General features: G+C 53.9%; 30 protein-coding genes. All 30 read left to right on the top strand.

The genetic code is table 11. From position 1 onward, the window contains the following. The first annotated feature begins 70 nt into the window (after positions 1-70). The 30 genes from rpsJ to GWA01_RS10080 all read left to right on the top strand — a co-directional run bounded on the left by rpsJ (position 71) and on the right by GWA01_RS10080 (position 16,513). On the top strand, positions 71-379 hold the full coding sequence (rpsJ, locus tag GWA01_RS09935) for a 30S ribosomal protein S10 (protein WP_007282720.1): 309 nt from the start codon (positions 71-73) through the stop codon (positions 377-379). A 10-nt stretch (positions 380-389) separates the two neighbouring features. Beyond that, a complete protein-coding gene (gene rplC / locus GWA01_RS09940; protein ID WP_146797127.1) occupies positions 390-1,073 on the top strand; it encodes a 50S ribosomal protein L3 in 684 nt (227 codons plus the stop codon). A gap of 11 nt (positions 1,074-1,084) precedes the next feature. Further along, positions 1,085-1,699 carry a 50S ribosomal protein L4 gene (gene rplD, locus GWA01_RS09945; RefSeq protein WP_146797130.1) on the top strand — a complete coding sequence of 205 codons (615 nt, stop codon included), beginning with the start codon at positions 1,085-1,087 and terminating at the stop codon, positions 1,697-1,699. A 41-nt stretch (positions 1,700-1,740) separates the two neighbouring features. Further along, positions 1,741-2,037, top strand: a complete 297-nt coding sequence (locus tag GWA01_RS09950; RefSeq protein ID WP_186819551.1) for a 50S ribosomal protein L23 — start codon at positions 1,741-1,743, stop codon at positions 2,035-2,037. 18 nt (positions 2,038-2,055) lie between these two features. Then, positions 2,056-2,886, top strand: a complete 831-nt coding sequence (rplB, locus tag GWA01_RS09955) for a 50S ribosomal protein L2 (protein ID WP_146797136.1) — start codon at positions 2,056-2,058, stop codon at positions 2,884-2,886. Between the two features lie 16 nt (positions 2,887-2,902). After that, positions 2,903-3,181 (top strand): 30S ribosomal protein S19, encoded by a 279-nt coding sequence (gene rpsS, locus GWA01_RS09960; protein ID WP_146797139.1) that lies wholly within the window; start codon positions 2,903-2,905, stop codon positions 3,179-3,181. Position 3,182: 1 nt separating this feature from the next. Beyond that, positions 3,183-3,611, top strand: coding sequence for a 50S ribosomal protein L22 (gene rplV / locus GWA01_RS09965; protein WP_146797142.1), 429 nt, complete (start codon positions 3,183-3,185; stop codon positions 3,609-3,611). 3 nt (positions 3,612-3,614) lie between these two features. Then, positions 3,615-4,292 carry a 30S ribosomal protein S3 gene (rpsC, locus tag GWA01_RS09970; protein ID WP_146797145.1) on the top strand — a complete coding sequence of 226 codons (678 nt, stop codon included), beginning with the start codon at positions 3,615-3,617 and terminating at the stop codon, positions 4,290-4,292. 60 nt (positions 4,293-4,352) lie between these two features. Further along, the gene (rplP, locus tag GWA01_RS09975) at positions 4,353-4,772 is read left to right on the top strand and encodes a 50S ribosomal protein L16 (protein ID WP_146797148.1); all 420 of its coding nucleotides are present in this window, start codon (positions 4,353-4,355) and stop codon (positions 4,770-4,772) included. Then, positions 4,772-5,005, top strand: coding sequence for a 50S ribosomal protein L29 (rpmC, locus tag GWA01_RS09980; RefSeq protein ID WP_146797151.1), 234 nt, complete (start codon positions 4,772-4,774; stop codon positions 5,003-5,005). Before rplP ends, rpmC begins: the two co-directional genes overlap by 1 nt. A gap of 13 nt (positions 5,006-5,018) precedes the next feature. Next, the gene (gene rpsQ, locus GWA01_RS09985; RefSeq protein WP_146797154.1) at positions 5,019-5,291 is read left to right on the top strand and encodes a 30S ribosomal protein S17; all 273 of its coding nucleotides are present in this window, start codon (positions 5,019-5,021) and stop codon (positions 5,289-5,291) included. A gap of 11 nt (positions 5,292-5,302) precedes the next feature. Continuing rightward, a complete protein-coding gene (gene rplN, locus GWA01_RS09990; RefSeq protein WP_146797157.1) occupies positions 5,303-5,671 on the top strand; it encodes a 50S ribosomal protein L14 in 369 nt (122 codons plus the stop codon). Then, positions 5,671-5,991, top strand: coding sequence for a 50S ribosomal protein L24 (gene rplX, locus GWA01_RS09995; RefSeq protein ID WP_146797160.1), 321 nt, complete (start codon positions 5,671-5,673; stop codon positions 5,989-5,991). The genes rplN and rplX overlap by 1 nt, the downstream gene beginning before the upstream one ends. An 11-nt stretch (positions 5,992-6,002) precedes the next feature. Then, complete coding sequence (gene rplE / locus GWA01_RS10000) at positions 6,003-6,569, top strand: 50S ribosomal protein L5 (RefSeq protein WP_146797163.1); 567 nt, start codon at positions 6,003-6,005, stop codon at positions 6,567-6,569. Positions 6,570-6,701: 132 nt separating this feature from the next. Beyond that, the gene (gene rpsN / locus GWA01_RS10005; RefSeq protein WP_146797166.1) at positions 6,702-7,007 is read left to right on the top strand and encodes a 30S ribosomal protein S14; all 306 of its coding nucleotides are present in this window, start codon (positions 6,702-6,704) and stop codon (positions 7,005-7,007) included. 12 nt (positions 7,008-7,019) lie between these two features. After that, positions 7,020-7,418 carry a 30S ribosomal protein S8 gene (gene rpsH, locus GWA01_RS10010; protein ID WP_146797169.1) on the top strand — a complete coding sequence of 133 codons (399 nt, stop codon included), beginning with the start codon at positions 7,020-7,022 and terminating at the stop codon, positions 7,416-7,418. 10 nt (positions 7,419-7,428) lie between these two features. After that, positions 7,429-7,965 (top strand): 50S ribosomal protein L6, encoded by a 537-nt coding sequence (rplF, locus tag GWA01_RS10015; protein ID WP_146797172.1) that lies wholly within the window; start codon positions 7,429-7,431, stop codon positions 7,963-7,965. Next, positions 7,965-8,327, top strand: a complete 363-nt coding sequence (gene rplR / locus GWA01_RS10020; RefSeq protein ID WP_146797175.1) for a 50S ribosomal protein L18 — start codon at positions 7,965-7,967, stop codon at positions 8,325-8,327. Before rplF ends, rplR begins: the two co-directional genes overlap by 1 nt. Before the next feature lie 12 nt (positions 8,328-8,339). Further along, the gene (gene rpsE / locus GWA01_RS10025; RefSeq protein WP_146797182.1) at positions 8,340-8,909 is read left to right on the top strand and encodes a 30S ribosomal protein S5; all 570 of its coding nucleotides are present in this window, start codon (positions 8,340-8,342) and stop codon (positions 8,907-8,909) included. Beyond that, positions 8,902-9,093: a 50S ribosomal protein L30 gene (gene rpmD, locus GWA01_RS10030; protein WP_146797189.1), complete on the top strand. Its 192-nt coding sequence runs from the start codon at positions 8,902-8,904 to the stop codon at positions 9,091-9,093. The genes rpsE and rpmD overlap by 8 nt, the downstream gene beginning before the upstream one ends. A 1-nt stretch (position 9,094) precedes the next feature. Further along, positions 9,095-9,583 carry a 50S ribosomal protein L15 gene (rplO, locus tag GWA01_RS10035; RefSeq protein ID WP_146797194.1) on the top strand — a complete coding sequence of 163 codons (489 nt, stop codon included), beginning with the start codon at positions 9,095-9,097 and terminating at the stop codon, positions 9,581-9,583. A gap of 95 nt (positions 9,584-9,678) precedes the next feature. Next, the gene (secY, locus tag GWA01_RS10040) at positions 9,679-11,055 is read left to right on the top strand and encodes a preprotein translocase subunit SecY (protein ID WP_146797199.1); all 1,377 of its coding nucleotides are present in this window, start codon (positions 9,679-9,681) and stop codon (positions 11,053-11,055) included. Then, positions 11,052-11,627, top strand: coding sequence for an adenylate kinase (locus GWA01_RS10045; protein WP_146797204.1), 576 nt, complete (start codon positions 11,052-11,054; stop codon positions 11,625-11,627). Before secY ends, GWA01_RS10045 begins: the two co-directional genes overlap by 4 nt. 228 nt (positions 11,628-11,855) lie before the next feature. After that, positions 11,856-12,233: a 30S ribosomal protein S13 gene (gene rpsM / locus GWA01_RS10050; protein ID WP_146797209.1), complete on the top strand. Its 378-nt coding sequence runs from the start codon at positions 11,856-11,858 to the stop codon at positions 12,231-12,233. Positions 12,234-12,290: 57 nt separating this feature from the next. Next, complete coding sequence (gene rpsK, locus GWA01_RS10055; protein ID WP_146797215.1) at positions 12,291-12,683, top strand: 30S ribosomal protein S11; 393 nt, start codon at positions 12,291-12,293, stop codon at positions 12,681-12,683. Between the two features lie 128 nt (positions 12,684-12,811). After that, the gene (locus tag GWA01_RS10060) at positions 12,812-13,831 is read left to right on the top strand and encodes a DNA-directed RNA polymerase subunit alpha (RefSeq protein WP_146797220.1); all 1,020 of its coding nucleotides are present in this window, start codon (positions 12,812-12,814) and stop codon (positions 13,829-13,831) included. Positions 13,832-13,858: 27 nt separating this feature from the next. Continuing rightward, on the top strand, positions 13,859-14,281 hold the full coding sequence (gene rplQ, locus GWA01_RS10065) for a 50S ribosomal protein L17 (RefSeq protein ID WP_146797227.1): 423 nt from the start codon (positions 13,859-13,861) through the stop codon (positions 14,279-14,281). A 330-nt stretch (positions 14,282-14,611) separates the two neighbouring features. Next, positions 14,612-15,940, top strand: coding sequence for an MFS transporter (locus GWA01_RS10070; protein ID WP_186819533.1), 1,329 nt, complete (start codon positions 14,612-14,614; stop codon positions 15,938-15,940). A 119-nt stretch (positions 15,941-16,059) separates the two neighbouring features. Next, positions 16,060-16,299, top strand: a complete 240-nt coding sequence (locus GWA01_RS10075) for a hypothetical protein (RefSeq protein WP_146797233.1) — start codon at positions 16,060-16,062, stop codon at positions 16,297-16,299. Positions 16,300-16,342: 43 nt separating this feature from the next. Continuing rightward, positions 16,343-16,513 carry a DUF1328 domain-containing protein gene (locus GWA01_RS10080; RefSeq protein WP_146797236.1) on the top strand — a complete coding sequence of 57 codons (171 nt, stop codon included), beginning with the start codon at positions 16,343-16,345 and terminating at the stop codon, positions 16,511-16,513. Positions 16,514-16,538 lie beyond the last annotated feature (25 nt).

Below are 16,538 nucleotides of genomic sequence, written 5' to 3' on the forward strand. Positions count from 1 at the left end.
CCGGGGTTCCCTTTCAGATGCAATGGCGGTAGGACGAGACCCGAATTTTTGAGTTGGACGAATTAAGACTATGGACAACCAGAACATCCGCATTCGCCTTAAGGCGTACGATCATCGCGTGCTAGACAATAGCACCAAAGAGATCGTAAACACTGCGAAGCGTACGGGTGCGCGGGTTCGGGGTCCGATCCCGCTGCCGACGCATATCGAACGGTTCACGGTGAACCGTTCGCCACACGTGGATAAGAAAAGCCGCGAGCAGTTCGAAATTCGAACCCATCGCCGGCTGCTCGACATTGTCGAGCCGACCCCGCAGACCGTGGACGCCCTCATGAAGCTCGACCTCGCCGCTGGCGTTGATGTCGAGATCAAACTCTAAGGTCCAGACGATGCGTACCGGATTGATTGCAAAAAAGCTGGGGATGACCCGGCTGTTTAAGGAAGATGGCACCCATGTGCCTGTGACGGTGCTGCACCTCGATAATCTCGAGGTTGTTGATACCCGCACGAATGAACGCGATGGCTACACCGCTGTTCAGCTCGGTCTTGGAACTGCCAAGGTGAAGAATGTCACCAAGGCCAACCGTGGCCACTTTGCCCGTACCAAGGTCGAGCCGAAGAACAAGCTTGTCGAATTCCGCGTAGCGGAAGATGCCCTGCTTGAGGCTGGAACCAAGATCTCGTCCAACCACTTTGTGGTAGGGCAGAAGGTCGACGTGACCGGTCAGAGCAAAGGTAAGGGATTTGCGGGTGTTATGAAGCGTCATAACTTCGCTGGTCTTGAAGCTTCTCACGGTGTTTCTGTAAGTCATCGTTCTCACGGCTCTACAGGCCAGCGCCAGGATCCTGGTAAGGTCTTTAAAGGCAAGAAGATGGCGGGTCACATGGGTGACGAACGCGTCACCACGCTCAACCTGGAGGTTGCTGCGGTGGATGAAGAGCGTAACCTGATTATGGTGCGCGGCGCTATTCCTGGTGCGAAGAACGGCTATGTGCTGATTCGCGATGCAATCAAGAAGGCCCGCCATGCGGACGCGCCATATCCGGCAGCGACGCTGGCGGCCGCCGGTTGAGGGCGAGGGGCATGGAACACGATATCAAAACCCTCGATAATGGCAGCGCTGGCTCAGTCGCGCTCCCAGAAGAGATTTTCGCCGTCGCGCCTCGCGCTGACATCATGGCTCGCGTCGTACACTGGCAGTTGGCCAAGCGTCGCGCAGGGACTCACCGTACCAAGGGTATGGGCGAAGTATCTGGCACGACCAAGAAGCCATACAAGCAGAAGGGTACGGGCTCCGCTCGTCAAGGTTCTCTTCGCGCTCCGCAGTTCCGTACTGGTGGCGTTGTCCATGGTCCTGTTGTGCGTGATCACGGATACGATCTTCCTAAAAAGGTGCGTCGCCTCGGCTTGATTTCTGCGCTTTCGCAGAAGGCTGCTGAAGGTAAGCTGGTCGTTCTTGATGCTGCTACCGGTATCAGCAAGACCCGTGAAGCAGCTGCGAAGGTAAAGGCTCTGGGCTGGTCCTCCGCTCTGATCGTCGACGGTGCTGTGGATGAGCAGTTTGCTCGCGCGATTGCCAATCTGCCGAAGATCGACGTTCTGCCGACGATCGGTGCCAATGTTTACGACATCCTCAACCATGACGTGTTGGTTATTACCCGCGCTGGTCTTGAGGGGCTTAAGGAGCGTCTGGCATGACCACGAACATCGTCATGAATGCGCAGAAGACTGCTGCAAATATGTCGCAGGAAGCTCTGTACGACGTCGTTCGCGCACCGTTGATCACCGAAAAGGCTACGCTTCTTTCTGAGCGTAACCAGTTGGTCTTCAAGGTCGCGCCGACTGCTACGAAGCCACAGATCAAGGCCGCTGTCGAAAAGCTCTTCAACGTTAAGGTTACTGGCGTTAATACGCTGGTCCAGAAGGGTAAGGCGAAGCGTGTCAAGGGACGTCCGGGTCGTCGTTCCGACATCAAGAAGGCGTATGTTCAGCTTGCCGAGGGTCAGTCAATCGACCTGACGGCGAAGCTGGGCTGACGCGCGGGGTAAGATACCATGGCACTAAAGCACTTTAATCCCACGACGCCGAGCACCCGCGGCACCGTGCTGATTGATCGCAGCGAGCTCTGGAAGGGCAAGCCGGTCAAGCAGCTTACGGAAGGTAAGAACAAATCGGGCGGCCGTAACAACCACGGTCGTACCACTGTTCGTTTCCGTGGCGGCGGGCACAAGCAGTCGTATCGTTATGTCGATTTCAAGCGTCGTAAGTTTGATATCGGCGCTACGGTCGAGCGTCTTGAATATGATCCGAACCGTACGGCATTCATTGCTCTCATTAAGTATGATGATGGTGAACTGTCTTACATTCTGGCTCCGCAGCGCATTAAGGCCGGTGATCGCGTGATCTCTGGACTTCACACTGACGTGAAGCCAGGAAATGCGATGCCGCTTGGTGCAATGCCAGTTGGAACGATCGTTCATAACATTGAGCTGAAGCAGGGCGCAGGTGGAAAGCTTTCCCGTTCTGCTGGCACATATGCTCAGCTCGTTGGCAAGGACGGCGGCTACGCTCAGGTTAAGCTACAGTCCGGTGAGCTACGTCTCGTCCGTGGCGAATGCATGGCAACAGTTGGTGCGGTGTCCAATCCGGACAACATGAACCAGCACATGGGCAAGGCAGGTCGTTCCCGTTGGCTCGGACGTCGTCCACATAACCGTGGCGTTGTCATGAACCCGGTCGACCATCCGCATGGTGGTGGTGAAGGTCGTACTTCTGGTGGCCGTCATCCGGTTACGCCTTGGGGTATTCCGACCAAGGGATATAAGACACGCGTTAACAAAAAGACGGATAGCCTAATTATCCGTCGCCGTAAGTCCGGCAAGTAAGAGGGGGCAAACAGAGATGGCACGTTCCGTCTGGAAGGGCCCGTTCGTTGACGGGTATCTGTTCGGCAAGGCAGAAGCATCACGTGCTTCTGGTCGTAGCGAAGTGATCAAGATTTGGTCGCGTCGTTCGACAATCCTTCCGCAGTTCGTCGGACTTACGTTCGGCGTCTACAATGGTCACAAGTTCCTGCCAGTGCAGGTGTCTGAGAACATGGTTGGGCACAAGTTTGGTGAATTCTCGCCGACGCGTACCTACACAGGCCATGGCTCTGACAAGAAGTCGAAGCGGGGCTAAAATGAGCAAGCCGAAGCATATCCGCACGCTCGCTGACACGGAAGCGCAGGCAGTTGCCCGCAACATCCGCGTAAGCCCCCGTAAGCTGAACCTGGTTGCGGCAATGATCCGCAATCAGCCAGCCGACAAGGCTATTGCAGCGCTGACATTTTCGCGTCGTCGTATCGCCCAGCAGGTCAAGAAAACACTTGAGAGTGCTGTCGCGAATGCGGAGAATAATCATCAGCTTGATGTGGATCAGCTGGTGGTCAAGACCGCTGAAGTCGGCAAGTCAATCGTCATGAAGCGTTTCCATGCACGTGGTCGTGGTCGTTCCGCTCGTGTTGAGAAGTTCTTCAGCCACCTGAAGATTGTTGTCGCTGAGCGTGCAGAAGCACCAGAAGAGACTAAGCCGTCTCGCGCGAACAACAAAGAACAGAAGGCAGCCTGACCCATGGGACATAAGGTCAATCCGATCGGGCTCCGGCTCGGTGTAAACCGCACCTGGGATAGCCGCTGGTACGCTGGTGCAGATTATGCCCGTCTTCTGCACGAAGATCTGAAGCTACGCGCATTCCTGCGTCGCAAGCTTTCAGGTGCTGGCGTATCTCGCGTAGTTATCGAACGTCCGGCGAAGAAGCCGCGTGTTACGATCTATGCAGCGCGTCCCGGTGTTGTCATCGGCAAGAAGGGGCAGGATATTGATGCTCTGCGTAAAGAGCTTAGCCGTATGGCTAAGGCTGACGTGGCGCTGAATATTGTTGAAATCCGCAAGCCGGAAATCGACGCAACTTTGGTTGCTGAGAACATCGCTCAGCAGCTTGAGCGCCGTGTTGCTTTCCGTCGTGCCATGAAGCGTGCAATCCAGTCTGCTATGCGTCTCGGTGCCCAGGGTATCCGCATCAATTGCGGTGGCCGTCTGGGTGGCGCTGAAATCGCTCGTGCCGAAAAGTATCGTGAAGGCCGTGTGCCATTGCATACTCTCCGTGCAGACATCGATTATGGCACAGCAACCGCAAAGACGACATATGGCACCTGCGGCGTCAAAGTCTGGATTTTCAAAGGTGAAATCCTGGCGCATGACCCGTTGGCTCAGGATCGTCGTGCAGCGGAGCAGGCTCCCCAACGCTGAGTACTATGGGCGAAAGCCCATAGTCCTTTCATTGTGGTGCTGATTTGAGGATTTAACATCATGCTTTCTCCAAAGCGGACAAAGTTTCGTAAGGCCCACAAGGGCCGCATTCATGGTCTGGCGAAGAGTGGCACGCAGCTGAACTTCGGTGCTTTCGGTCTCAAGGCTCTTGAGCCGGAGCGTATTACTGCGCGCCAGATCGAAGCTTCCCGTCGTGCCATTACTCGTGCGATGAAGCGTGCAGGTCGTGTATGGATTCGTATCTTTCCTGATACTCCGGTCTCGACAAAGCCTGCAGAAGTGCGTATGGGCTCCGGAAAAGGATCTCCTGAGTACTGGGCAGCTCGCGTCAGGCCTGGACGTATTCTTTTTGAGATCGAAGGCGTTCCGCCTGAGGTCGCTCGTTTGGCCTTGAGCCTGGGCGCTGCAAAGCTTCCTATCAAGACCAAGTTCGTTCAGCGTATCGGGGATGCTTCCTAATGGCAGACACGTATAAGCCAGCCGATTTGCGTGCGAAGAGTGAAGATGAGCTGAACGCTCTTCTTCTCGACCTCAAGCGCGAGCAGATCAACCAGAGATTCTCCGCGGCTACTGGTCAGTCGGAGAACACGAGCCGTGTTAAGGTCGTTCGTCGTGCAGTTGCACGCATCAAGACCCTGGCACAGCAGTCGAAGAACAGTGCGGGCGCAAAAACGTCCGCCTCTAAGTCCTGAGAGGAGACGGACGATGCCAAGGCGCGTCCTGACGGGTAGGGTCACGAGCGACAAAATGGACAAGACAGTTACTGTTCTTGTTGATCGTCGCATCATGCATCCGCTCTATAAAAAATTCATCCGCCGTTCCAAAAAATACGCGGCACATGATGAAGCTAACGAATGCCAGGTCGGCGATTTGGTTCGCATTGAAGAATGCGCACCGATCTCCAAGCGCAAGACGTGGGCGGTTGTTTCGCGTAACGGTGCAGATGTTGGCGTTGCCGCATCCGCCGCTACTGCATAAGGGGAAGATAAATGATTCATCCCGAGACCAACCTTGAGGTCGCCGATAATTCCGGCGCGCGTCAGGTGCAGTGCATTAAAGTGCTGGGCGGTTCCAAGCGTAAGACTGCCTCGGTCGGCGACGTCATTGTCGTTTCCGTCAAGGAAGCCATTCCCCGCGGCAAAGTGAAAAAGGGTGATGTTCATCAGGCGGTTATCGTCCGGACGTCATACCCGGTTCGTCGCGCCGATGGTTCGGCCATCCGTTTCGATAAGAACGCTGCTGTGCTGATCAACAAGCAGCAAGAGCCTATCGGTACGCGTATTTTTGGTCCGGTGGTCCGTGAACTGCGTGCTCGCAAGTTCATGAAGATCATCTCGCTGGCACCGGAGGTGCTGTAATGGCTGCTCGTATTAAAAAGGGCGATCAGGTTCTGGTGCTTTCGGGTAAATCCCGTGGTGCCCGTGGCGAAGTCCTTTCCGTTTTTCCGAAAGCGGAAAAGGCAGTTGTTCGCGGCGTGGCTATTGCCAAGCGTCATACGAAGCCTAACCGCGCGGGTGGAGAAGGTGGCATTATTGAAAAAGAAATGCCAATCCACCTTTCCAATCTGAAGCTGGTTGACCCGAAAAGCGGTAAGCCAACTGGTGTTGGTTTTCGTGTTCTCGAGGACGGTCGCAAAGTTCGTGTCGCTAAGGTGACCGGCGAAGTGATCGAAGGCTGAGGAGCATAACGATGAGCGATAACAAGAACGCCGTTCTGCCCCGTATGCAGCAGCGCTACCAGGATGAGCTGAGAACGCTTCTTCTTGAACAGTTCGGCTACAAAAATCCCATGCAGGTTCCCAAGCTCGAGAAAATCGTGCTTAACATGGGTGTCGGTGAAGCTGCAGGCGACCAGAAGAAGCTTGATGCAGCTGTAGCCGAAATGACGGCGATTGCCGGTCAGAAGCCAGTCAAGACACTTGCACGTAAGGCGATTGCAGGTTTCAAGATTCGTGAAGGTCTGCCCATTGGCTGTAAGGTAACTCTTCGTGGTACGCGTATGTATGAGTTTCTTGACCGTCTGGTGACGGTTGCGATGCCTCGTATTCGTGACTTCCGTGGTCTTCCGGCGAACAAGGGCTTTGACGGTCGTGGTAATTTTGCCATGGGCATCAAGGAACAGATTGTTTTCCCCGAAATCGAGTATGATAAGGTTGATGCCGTACGCGGTATGGACATTATTTTCGTGACTTCTGCGAAGACTGATGCAGAGGCAAAAGCTCTGCTTAAGGCATTTGATCTGCCGTTTACGGCTTGATCGACATTTTTCAGACCGATCACGGATAAAATATGGGATTCGGCCTTCCATTGGGAGGCCGCTTTCCTTTATAGACACGTTGATTGGAAAACCGTCGGGATTGGCCTGACAGGTTCCGGGAGAAAATTCGAGATGGCGAAGATCTCTGCGGTTAACCGTAATAACCATCGCGCTGCTCTGGCAAAGCGCGATAAGGCGAAACGGACCGCACTTAAAAATATCATCAAGGATCGCTCGCTTCCGGTTGAAGACCGGTTTGAAGCGACCATGAAACTCGCTCAGCTTCCCCGTAATGGTTCCGCTACTCGCGTGCGCCTTCGTTGCAAGCTTTCTGGCCGTCCCCGTGCCAACTATCGCAAGTTTGAGCTGAGCCGTATCGCTCTGCGTGATCTTGCGTCTGCCGGCCAGATTCCTGGCATGGTTAAGTCGAGCTGGTAAGGGATAGTCTGAATGTCTTTGTCTGATCCGCTGGGTGATATGCTTACCCGGATCCGCAACGCTCAGCGTGCCCGTCATGCTGCATGCGTAGCGCCTGCCTCTAAGCTCCGCGTCAATGTTCTTGAAGCTCTCAAGCGCGAAGGTTACATCCGCGGCTTTTCCTCCGAAGAGCTTCGTAAGGGTGTTTCGCAGCTTCGTATCGAGCTGAAGTACACTGAAGGCCAGCCTGTCATTAAGGAGATTCATCGTGTCTCCAAGCCAGGTCGTCGCGTTTATTCGAAGATCAAGGAACTGCCGCGCGTTTATGCCGGTCTAGGTGTCTCGATCCTCTCCACCCCGCGTGGCGTTCTTTCGGACGTCGAGGCCCGCGCTGCCAATGTTGGTGGCGAGGTTCTCTGCCGCGTCTTCTAAGGAGGGATGCATGTCTCGCGTAGGTAAATATCCCGTCGAAGTGCCCGCAGGTGTTCAGGTCGTGGTTGCTAATGGCGTTCTGACCGCTAAAGGCAAGCGTGGCGAACTGAGTGTTCCTCTCTCGCGCTACGTCGAAGTGAAGATCGAAGACGGTAAAATTGCCGTTGCTCCTGTCGGTGCGCGTTCTCGCGACAACTGGACGATGTGGGGGACAACTCGTGCTGTTGTCGCTAACGTTGTCAAGGGTGTCTCCGAGGGCTTCACTAAGGCACTTGAAATCCAGGGTACTGGTTTTCGTGCTGCTGTGCAGGGGTCCAATTTGGTGATGAACCTCGGCTTTTCGCATGATGTCGTTTATCCGATCCCGGCTGATATCAAGATCACCACGCCCCGTCCTACCGCGATTGTCGTCGAAGGTAACGATAAGCAGCGCGTTGGTCAGGTAGCTCTCGATATTCGTAGTTTTCGTAAGCCTGAGCCTTACAAGGGCAAGGGTGTCCGCTACGAGACAGAGGTTCTGCGTCGCAAGGAAGGTAAGAAGAAGTAATGGCATCGCAGCAAGGATTGCAGGAGCGTCGTCGTCAGCGACTGCGTTTCCAGCTTCGTCGCAAGAGCGGCGGCCGGCCGCGTTTGTCGGTCTTCCGCTCCAGCAAGCACATTCACGCACAGATCATCGACGACGCGCAGGGTATTACGCTTGCATCTGCCTCGTCGCTTGAAAAGTCTATTCGTGAAGCAGGCAAGACGGGCGCCAATGTTGACGCCGCTACGGCTATCGGTAAGCTCGTTGCAGAGCGCGCTGTTGCTGCGGGCGTCACCACGGTCGTTTTCGACCGCGGATCGTATCTGTATCACGGCCGGGTCAAGGCCCTGGCAGAGGCTGCCCGTGAGGGCGGACTCTCGTTCTAAGGAGGATCACACATGGCACGAGAGCCAAGAGAAGGCGGCCGTGGTGGTCGTGAGCGGGAGCAGGGCGACGACCTGGTCGACAAGCTCGTAACCATCAACCGCGTAGCCAAGGTTGTTAAGGGTGGACGTCGTTTTGCCTTTGCTGCTCTGGTAGTTGTCGGTGACCAGAAAGGTCGCGTCGGGTACGGTGCCGGTAAGGCGCGTGAAGTTCCCGAAGCTATTCGTAAGGCGACCGAGCGTGCGAAGCGCACCATGATCCGCGTGCCCATGAAGGAGGGTCGTACCCTTCATCATGACATGTTTGGTCATTATGGTGCGGGTAAGGTTATCGTTCGTGCCGCTGAAGCTGGTACCGGTATCATTGCTGGTGGCCCTATGCGTGCTGTTTTCGAAAGCCTTGGCGTCAATGACGTTGTTGCCAAGAGCCTCGGAACCAGAAACCCGCATAACATGATCAAGGCTACATTTGCCGCTCTCGAGCGTGCCAGCAGCCCACGTCATGTTGCGTCTCGCCGCGGCAAGAAGGCTTCCGAGCTTTTTGGTAAGCGCGAGCAGGCCGAAGTGGAGGCAACCAATGTCTGAAGCTTCTGGTAAGACTGTCCGCGTGACGCAAATTTCTTCTGTGATCGGTCGTAAACCAGGTCAGTCTCAGACTATTGTTGGTCTGGGTCTTCGTGGGATCGGTACGTCACGTACGCTGGAAGATACGCCTGCCGTTCGTGGGATGATCCGCAAGGTTGCCCACCTCATTACGGTGGAGGGTTGAAATGAACCTAAACGAACTGCGTGACAACGAGGGATCTCGTTATCGCAAGAAGCGTCTTGGCCGTGGCATTGGTTCCGGTAAAGGCAAGACTTCCGGTAAGGGTCATAAGGGACAGAAGGCTCGTGAGGGCGTTTCCCTTAATGGCTTCGAAGGTGGTCAGCTCCCACTTTATCGTCGTATGCCGAAGCGTGGATTCGTGAACATTTTCCGCAAGGAATATGCTCCGATCAACCTTGGTGCACTCGATAAGGCTGTAGCTGAGGGTAAGCTCGACAAGTCGGTTGCTGTAACAGAAGAAGTTCTGCGCAATGCTGGGCTTGTCAACGGTAGCAAGGTCGTTGGTGTTCGCCTTCTTGCGAAGGGTGAGCTTTCTCATGCTCTGACCATTGAGGTTGCTGGCGCATCTGCTGCTGCTGTTGCTGCTGTAGAAAAAGCCGGTGGAAGCATTAAGCTTCTGGCATCTAAGAAGGAAGAACAGGCTGCGGCTTGATTCTTCATCTCCCAGGCTTGTCTGGGATGTGGTTATCTAGTGAACAGCGTCCCGTACCTTGTGCGGTGACGCTGTTTTCATGAAAGGACAGGTGGATGGCTTCCGCAGCAGAGCAGCTTGCCGCCAATCTGAATATGAGTTCTTTTGCTAAGGCAACCGAACTTAAGAAGCGTATTTGGTTTACGCTCCTTGCTCTCGTTGTCTACCGTCTTGGTACTTATATTCCGGTGCCTGGAGTAGATGCGACGGTAATGGGCCAGCTTCTCGCTCAGCATCAGGGCGGGATTCTGGGTATGTTCGATATGTTCACGGGAGGTGCTCTTGGGCGCATGACTGTGTTCGCTTTGAACATTATGCCATATATCAGTGCGTCGATTATTATTCAGCTTCTCTCAACGGCTCTTCCCTCACTGGAAGCCATGAAGAAGGAAGGTGAGGCAGGTCGTAAAAAGCTTAATCAGTACACTCGGTATCTCACCGTGTTTATTGCGCTTTTCCAAGCCTATGGCATTGCTGTTGGACTTGAAAACATGACGTCACACGGTGCCGGTGCAGTGGTAACGCCAGGACCATTTTTTCTAACTTCCTGCGTGGTCACGCTGGTTGGTGGAACGATGTTTCTGATGTGGCTTGGTGAGCAGATTACCTCTCGTGGTGTTGGTAACGGAATTTCGCTGATTATTTTTGCCGGTATCGTGGCAAATCTTCCACACGCCTTAGCCAGTCTTTTTGAACTGGGGCGTACCGGGGCACTTTCTCCGATATTCGTCATTATCCTGCTTGTCCTTGCGATTGCGGTTATTGGTTTCATCGTATTCATGGAGCAGGCTCAGCGGCGTGTGGTAATTCAGTATCCTAAGCGTCAGGTCGGTAACCGGATTTTTGGGGGTGATTCGACGCATATGCCCCTTAAGGTGAATACTGCTGGTGTTATCCCACCGATTTTTGCTTCTTCAGTGCTTCTCATTCCGGTGACGATTTCTGGATTTATGAGCAGTCATTCCATGCCGGGGTGGTTGTCCGTTTTGGGGCAGCAACTGGGGCAGGGGCAGCCGCTTTATATGCTCTTCTACGCAGCAATGATTTTGTTCTTTTCGTATTTTTATGCTGCAGTGACCTTCAACCCTGAAGAGACTGCCGAAAATTTACGTAAACAGGGCGGATTTATTCCAGGGATTCGCCCCGGAGCAAGCACGGCTTCCTATTTCGACAAAATACTTTCGCGCCTGACGACAATTGGAGCGATTTATCTCGTTCTTGTGTGTCTGCTGCCGCAGATTTTGATCAGTAAATACAATGTTCCATTTTATTTTGGTGGGACGAGTTTGATCATCATTGTGTCAGTGACGATTGATACCGTTACACAAATTCAGTCGCATCTTGTGGCTCATCAATACCAAGGTCTTATTCGCAAGCAGCGCGGTCGTTCATCAGCGCGTGGACTGCCTCAAAAGGGAGGACGTCGTAAGTGAATATCATTCTTCTGGGGCCACCTGGCGCCGGTAAAGGCACGCAGGCCAAGCGGCTCGAGACCATGAGAGGCATGCGGCAGATCTCCACCGGGGATATGCTGCGTGCAGAGGTTGCCGCGGAGACCCCTATTGGTCTGGACGCAAAAGCCATTATGGCGAAGGGGCAGTTCGTTCCTGATCCAATTATGGTCCAGATGATTGAAAACAGGATTTCTCAGCCCGACTGTACACAGGGATTCATTCTGGATGGCTTTCCGCGTACGGAGAGTCAGGCTGAGGCGCTTGATGTCATGCTCCGAAAAAAGGACATGAATATTGCTGCGGTGATTCTGCTTGATGTTGCTGAAGATCAACTGGTTGAGCGCATTGCTAGTCGTCGTGATGAAGCAGGTATGCGTCGTCCAGATGATGAACCGGACGTAGTACGTGCGCGTCTGAAGGTTTATCGCGATCAGACGGCTCCGATTCTTCCTTACTATGAGAAGGGCGGCCGCCTGGAGCGCGTTGATGGTATGAAGTCTGTTGAAGACGTTGGTCTTGCCATCGACGCAATTTTGCAGAGAGTGTCTTAGAAAGGATATTCTTGATTATCTATCACGAAAAAGTGATCGGTAATATTTGACTCGGGGGGGCGTCACGGTATATTGCGCGCCCTCGACACAGGTGCAGCCTGACCGCGTGCCCGGAAGCAAGAATCGCTCCGGGAAATGTCCGATCAGCTGCGATGCAATCGATCCGGTTTCGGCCGGACAGGAAACAGGCTGACGCGACGAGATGTCGCGTCGATGGGAGTAAGTGGCGTGGCGCGTATTGCCGGCGTAAACATTCCGACCAACAAGCGGGTGGTCATCAGCCTGCGTTATGTCTACGGCATTGGCCCGTCGACAGCGCAGGCAATTTGCAACAAGCTCGAGATTCCTGATGCGAAGCGCGTCAATGAGCTTTCTGATGATGAGATCGTAAAGATCCGTGAACTGATCGATGCAGATTTCCGCGTCGAGGGTGATCTTCGTCGTGAAACTGCGATGAACATCAAGCGTCTGATGGATCTTGGTTGCTACCGCGGACTGCGTCATCGTCGCGGTCTTCCGGTTCGCGGCCAGCGCACTCACACCAATGCCCGTACCCGTAAGGGTAAGGCTGTTGCGATTGCAGGTAAGAAGAAGGTGGCGCGCTAATCTAGCGCTCCATTCTCTTTCCCGCTGCTATCTGCGAATATTTAGGACGAGTTCACTATGGCCAAGGCCGCCACTCCGCGCATCCGCAAAAAAGAGCGCAAGAACATTATCTCTGGTGTCGCGCACGTTCTTTCGACGTTCAACAACACCATGATCACCATCTCCGATGCGCAGGGTAATTCCATTGCCTGGTCGTCTTCGGGTGCGCAGGGCTTCAAAGGCTCTCGTAAATCGACGCCATACGCTGCGCAGGTCGCTGCAGAAGATGCAGGCCGTAAGGCACGTGAGCACGGTATGGAGACGCTGGAAATCGAAGTTTCCGGTCCTGGGTCGGGTCGTGAGAGCGCACTTCGTGCCCTTCAGGCTGTTGGATTCTCGATTACGTCGATCCGCGATATGACGCCGGTGCCGCATAACGGCTGCCGTCCGCGCAAGCGTCGTCGTGTCTGATTGACCTTTGGTCCTGTTGGCTCGAAACCTGACGGGACCAGCGTTGATAGAATTCTCCACCGCACTTCACGTGCGGGCCAGGCGCCGCCAATTCCTTGGCGGGCTTCGTTGTTTGAAAGGCCACGACCTTGGTTCTCCAGAAAAACTGGCAGTCCCTCATCAAGCCGGAGAAGCTTGAAGTCGAGCCCGGCCCGGTCGCTTCGCGCATCGCCACAGTAGTGGCAGAGCCGCTGGAGCGCGGTTTCGGTATGACGCTGGGTAATGCCCTGCGCCGTATTCTGCTCTCGTCTCTTCAGGGCGCTGCTGTAACGGCTATCCAGATTGATGGCGTTCTGCACGAATTCTCTTCCGTGGCGGGTGTGCGCGAAGACGTTACGGACATTGTCCTGAATGTTAAGCAGCTTGCACTGCGCATGCACGGCGAAGGCCCGAAGCGCATGATCCTCACGGCAACAGGCCCTGGTGAGGTGAAGGCTGGGCAGATTCAGGCAGGTCATGATATTGAAGTCATGAATCCTGACTTGGTGATCTGCACGCTCGACGATGGCGTAAAGCTGGGCATGGAATTTACCGTGAACATGGGTAAGGGTTATGTTGCTGCGGCAGCAAACCGTCCCGAGGACGCGCCTATCGGAATGATTCCGATTGATGCGATCTATTCCCCTGTTCGCCGTGTTTCTTACAAAGTTGAGCCAACGCGTGTTGGTCAGGTCACGGACTATGACAAGCTTTTGCTGACCGTTGAAACCAACGGTTCGGTCACGCCGGAAGACAGTCTGGCTCTGGCGGCTCGTATTCTTCAGGATCAGCTTCAGCTCTTCATCAATTTTGATGAGCCCCGTCCGGTTCGTCATGAAGAGCCGCAGGACGACCTGCCGTTCAACCGTCATCTTCTTCGCAAGGTTGATGAACTCGAGCTCTCGGTGCGTAGCGCCAATTGCCTCAAGAACGACAACATTGTTTACATTGGCGATCTGGTGCAGAAGTCCGAACAGGAAATGCTCCGTACGCCTAATTTCGGGCGCAAGTCGCTCAACGAGATCAAGGAAGTTCTCACCGGTATGGGGCTGTCGCTCGGCATGAGCGTTCCAGCCTGGCCGCCCGAGAACATCGAGGATCTGGCCAAGCGTCTCGACGAGACGTTCTGAGAACTTTCAAGGTAAGGAAAACTAGCAATGCGTCATGGTGTGAGCGGGCGTAAGCTCAATGTCACCTCTTCTCACCGCGCTGCCATGTTCCGCAACATGGCCGTGGCTCTCATCAAGCACGAGCAGATCACAACGACACTGCCCAAGGCGAAAGAACTTCGTCCGGTCGTTGAAAAGCTGATCACGCTTGGCAAGCGCGGTGACCTGCACGCTCGTCGTCAGGCATTTGCGCAGCTTCGTGACGAGGCTGTTGTTAGCAAGCTCTTCAGTGCTGTTGCTGAGCGCTACAAGGCCCGCGCAGGCGGTTATTCCCGCGTGCTCAAGGCTGGCGTTCGTTACGGTGACAACGCCGACATGGCAGTCATCGAGCTGATGGATCGCGATGCAGGTGCCAAGGGCCTTGATAGCGGACCGAAGCAGAATGTTGCTGAAGAACAAGAAGCTGCATAAGCTTTTTGAAGGCTTCTAAACGTTAAAAGGTCGATCTCCTTGGGAGATCGGCCTTTTTTTATGTAAAAAAGCGGTTCACATGAATCTGTGGCCCGTGATAGACATAATTATCTCTTGCAGGATAAATTTCGTCTTCTACGACGGAAAAGCAGACTTCTGAGCCTTCGGGGGCTTTTCAGAGACATCGCTTTGACCTGACCGGCACTTGATCGGTCTCTCGTGTCACCTGCATCATTCTGAGAAACGGGTTCGAGCACTCTCGTAGGACCCGCAACGACGCATCCCATATCACCTTCGGTAATGATGCCGGGGCAGGTTCGTGATGCGCCTATGTCTGGAGAGCTTTCAGTGTCCGAAATTACCGCCGCCAAACGGGGCATTGCGGAAATACTTGGTATCCCACGTCCTCTTTTTTGGGCTTTTGTTGGTCAGCTGCTGTTCATGGTGGGTGATGGTGTTGAGGCTGGATACCTTGATACTTACATGCTGCATCATGGACACACGCAAGGTTTCGTAAACGAACTGTTCACGTTCTATGGCATCACTGTCATGATCGCAGCATGGTTCTCGGGGCCACTTTCCGACCTGCTGGGCCCTAAAAAGGTCATGTGGATTGGCCTTGTACTCTGGGCCGTGCTTGAGGTTGGTTTCCTTGCGCTGGGGCTTGGACCAAACAACAGTTTCATGATTTTGCTGTTTTATGCGCTTCGTGGTTTTGCATATCCCTTATTCGCTTACGGTTTCCTTGTTTGGATTGCTGCTGCGACCCCCACTGCGATGTTAGGATCTGCGGCTGGCTGGTTCTGGTTCTCATTCTCTGCTGGACTGCCAACGCTCGGTTCCCAGTTCGCTCGTTTTGCCATTCCTGAGATTGGTGAACTCAAGACGTTCTGGTGTTCTTTGATTCTGGTGATTATCGGTGGTCTGATTGCACTGCTCTTCACAAATGAACCTACTGGTAAGAAGCGGCTCCTGCCGGCGCATATACCTACCAAGGAGATTTTCTTTGGTTCGTTGAGCATTATGTGGCGTGAACCGAAGACGCTGGTTGCGGGCATTGTCCGGATTATCGACACGTCGTCCGAGTACGCTTTTCTGGCAATCATGCCTGCCTTTTTTGTGGATCACCTTGGCTTCACGTTAGGGCAGTGGCTGAACCTTCTGTCGCTTGTTTTCCTGAGCAACATTTTGTTCAACCTTGTTTCCGGAATGGTGGCTGATACGCTTGGACATCGTTTCGTTGTTTCTGTTTTTGGCGGTATCGGTGGCTTCATCGCGATCCCACTGTTCTACTATGTACCGCTTTGGTACCCGGGAAATTTCTGGGCAGCGGCGGTCGTTGGGATTTTCTATGGTGCGACGGTTGCGGCGTTTGTTCCGCTTTCCGGTTTGATGCCTCAGATTTGCCCACGTGAGAAAGCTGCGGCACTTTCCGTCCTTGGTCTGGGGGCGGGTGCTTCCACCTGGGTTGGCCCTGCGATTGTGACGTTGTGTGAAGCAGTTTTTGGTCCGGGTTTGCAATATGTGATCTGGACGTTTGCGGGCATCTATCTCGCATCTGCTGGGATGACCATGTACCTGACTATTTCGCCTGAAGCGCGTAAATATACGGAAGAAGCTGACCGGCGAGGTGAGACGAGTGCGGTGATCGGTCACTGAGACTGACTCCTGTTGATCTCTCGCGGCATTAACGCATCTTTCGAAAGGAGCCAGTCTGGAAGCGGACTGGCTCTTTTTGCGTTAGGTTGGGGGAACAACAGAAAACAGGATTGTGCAGAATGAACGATGACCTTTCACCTTATCTCGATGCCGGAATTGAGCGACTTCAGGATGGAGCGAACACTGTTTTTGGTCAGGCTTTTGCCAGGCTATTTCGGACACTATTAAGAGAAATTGCGGATTTTTTGGCTGACCTCATGTCTGATCAGCCTGCTTTATGGATGACAGTTGCCTTTGTTGCAGGTTTATTTTTTGGAAAAACACTAACGCGACCAAAGAAACCTTTTTCTATTCGCTGACGTTACGCTGTGACCACGACTTATACGCAAGGAAACATTGGTCATGCTGCACTACGCTATCGTGTTCTTCATCATTTCCATCATTGCTGGCGTTTTCGGGTTCACGGGAATTTCGGCTGCCACGGCAGGCATCGCCAAGCTATTCTTCGTGATTTTCCTGGTTCTGGCAGTTCTTGCAATCCTGGCTGGCGTTGCAGGTCTTCACGCTCTCTAAGCCAGTATATCGCACCCACAAAAAA

It is taken from the genome of Gluconobacter wancherniae NBRC 103581 (assembly GCF_007988885.1).
Lineage (GTDB): Bacteria > Pseudomonadota > Alphaproteobacteria > Acetobacterales > Acetobacteraceae > Gluconobacter > Gluconobacter wancherniae.

Coding starts and splice junctions, on each gene's coding strand:
- rplR (WP_146797175.1), top strand. CDS start 7,965: ATGGCATCGCAGCAAGGATTGCAGGAGCGTCGTCGTCAGCGACTGCGT.
- rplO (WP_146797194.1), top strand. CDS start 9,095: ATGAACCTAAACGAACTGCGTGACAACGAGGGATCTCGTTATCGCAAG.
- GWA01_RS09950 (WP_186819551.1), top strand. CDS start 1,741: ATGTCGCAGGAAGCTCTGTACGACGTCGTTCGCGCACCGTTGATCACC.
- rpsS (WP_146797139.1), top strand. CDS start 2,903: ATGGCACGTTCCGTCTGGAAGGGCCCGTTCGTTGACGGGTATCTGTTC.
- rplE (WP_146797163.1), top strand. CDS start 6,003: ATGAGCGATAACAAGAACGCCGTTCTGCCCCGTATGCAGCAGCGCTAC.
- rplN (WP_146797157.1), top strand. CDS start 5,303: ATGATTCATCCCGAGACCAACCTTGAGGTCGCCGATAATTCCGGCGCG.
- rpsK (WP_146797215.1), top strand. CDS start 12,291: ATGGCCAAGGCCGCCACTCCGCGCATCCGCAAAAAAGAGCGCAAGAAC.
- rplQ (WP_146797227.1), top strand. CDS start 13,859: ATGCGTCATGGTGTGAGCGGGCGTAAGCTCAATGTCACCTCTTCTCAC.
- rplV (WP_146797142.1), top strand. CDS start 3,183: ATGAGCAAGCCGAAGCATATCCGCACGCTCGCTGACACGGAAGCGCAG.
- rpsH (WP_146797169.1), top strand. CDS start 7,020: ATGTCTTTGTCTGATCCGCTGGGTGATATGCTTACCCGGATCCGCAAC.
- GWA01_RS10075 (WP_146797233.1), top strand. CDS start 16,060: ATGAACGATGACCTTTCACCTTATCTCGATGCCGGAATTGAGCGACTT.
- rplF (WP_146797172.1), top strand. CDS start 7,429: ATGTCTCGCGTAGGTAAATATCCCGTCGAAGTGCCCGCAGGTGTTCAG.
- rpsN (WP_146797166.1), top strand. CDS start 6,702: ATGGCGAAGATCTCTGCGGTTAACCGTAATAACCATCGCGCTGCTCTG.
- rpmD (WP_146797189.1), top strand. CDS start 8,902: ATGTCTGAAGCTTCTGGTAAGACTGTCCGCGTGACGCAAATTTCTTCT.
- rplX (WP_146797160.1), top strand. CDS start 5,671: ATGGCTGCTCGTATTAAAAAGGGCGATCAGGTTCTGGTGCTTTCGGGT.
- rpsE (WP_146797182.1), top strand. CDS start 8,340: ATGGCACGAGAGCCAAGAGAAGGCGGCCGTGGTGGTCGTGAGCGGGAG.
- rpsQ (WP_146797154.1), top strand. CDS start 5,019: ATGCCAAGGCGCGTCCTGACGGGTAGGGTCACGAGCGACAAAATGGAC.
- GWA01_RS10070 (WP_186819533.1), top strand. CDS start 14,612: ATGTCTGGAGAGCTTTCAGTGTCCGAAATTACCGCCGCCAAACGGGGC.
- GWA01_RS10080 (WP_146797236.1), top strand. CDS start 16,343: ATGCTGCACTACGCTATCGTGTTCTTCATCATTTCCATCATTGCTGGC.
- rpsJ (WP_007282720.1), top strand. CDS start 71: ATGGACAACCAGAACATCCGCATTCGCCTTAAGGCGTACGATCATCGC.
- rpsC (WP_146797145.1), top strand. CDS start 3,615: ATGGGACATAAGGTCAATCCGATCGGGCTCCGGCTCGGTGTAAACCGC.
- rplD (WP_146797130.1), top strand. CDS start 1,085: ATGGAACACGATATCAAAACCCTCGATAATGGCAGCGCTGGCTCAGTC.
- rplC (WP_146797127.1), top strand. CDS start 390: ATGCGTACCGGATTGATTGCAAAAAAGCTGGGGATGACCCGGCTGTTT.
- rplB (WP_146797136.1), top strand. CDS start 2,056: ATGGCACTAAAGCACTTTAATCCCACGACGCCGAGCACCCGCGGCACC.
- secY (WP_146797199.1), top strand. CDS start 9,679: ATGGCTTCCGCAGCAGAGCAGCTTGCCGCCAATCTGAATATGAGTTCT.
- rplP (WP_146797148.1), top strand. CDS start 4,353: ATGCTTTCTCCAAAGCGGACAAAGTTTCGTAAGGCCCACAAGGGCCGC.
- rpmC (WP_146797151.1), top strand. CDS start 4,772: ATGGCAGACACGTATAAGCCAGCCGATTTGCGTGCGAAGAGTGAAGAT.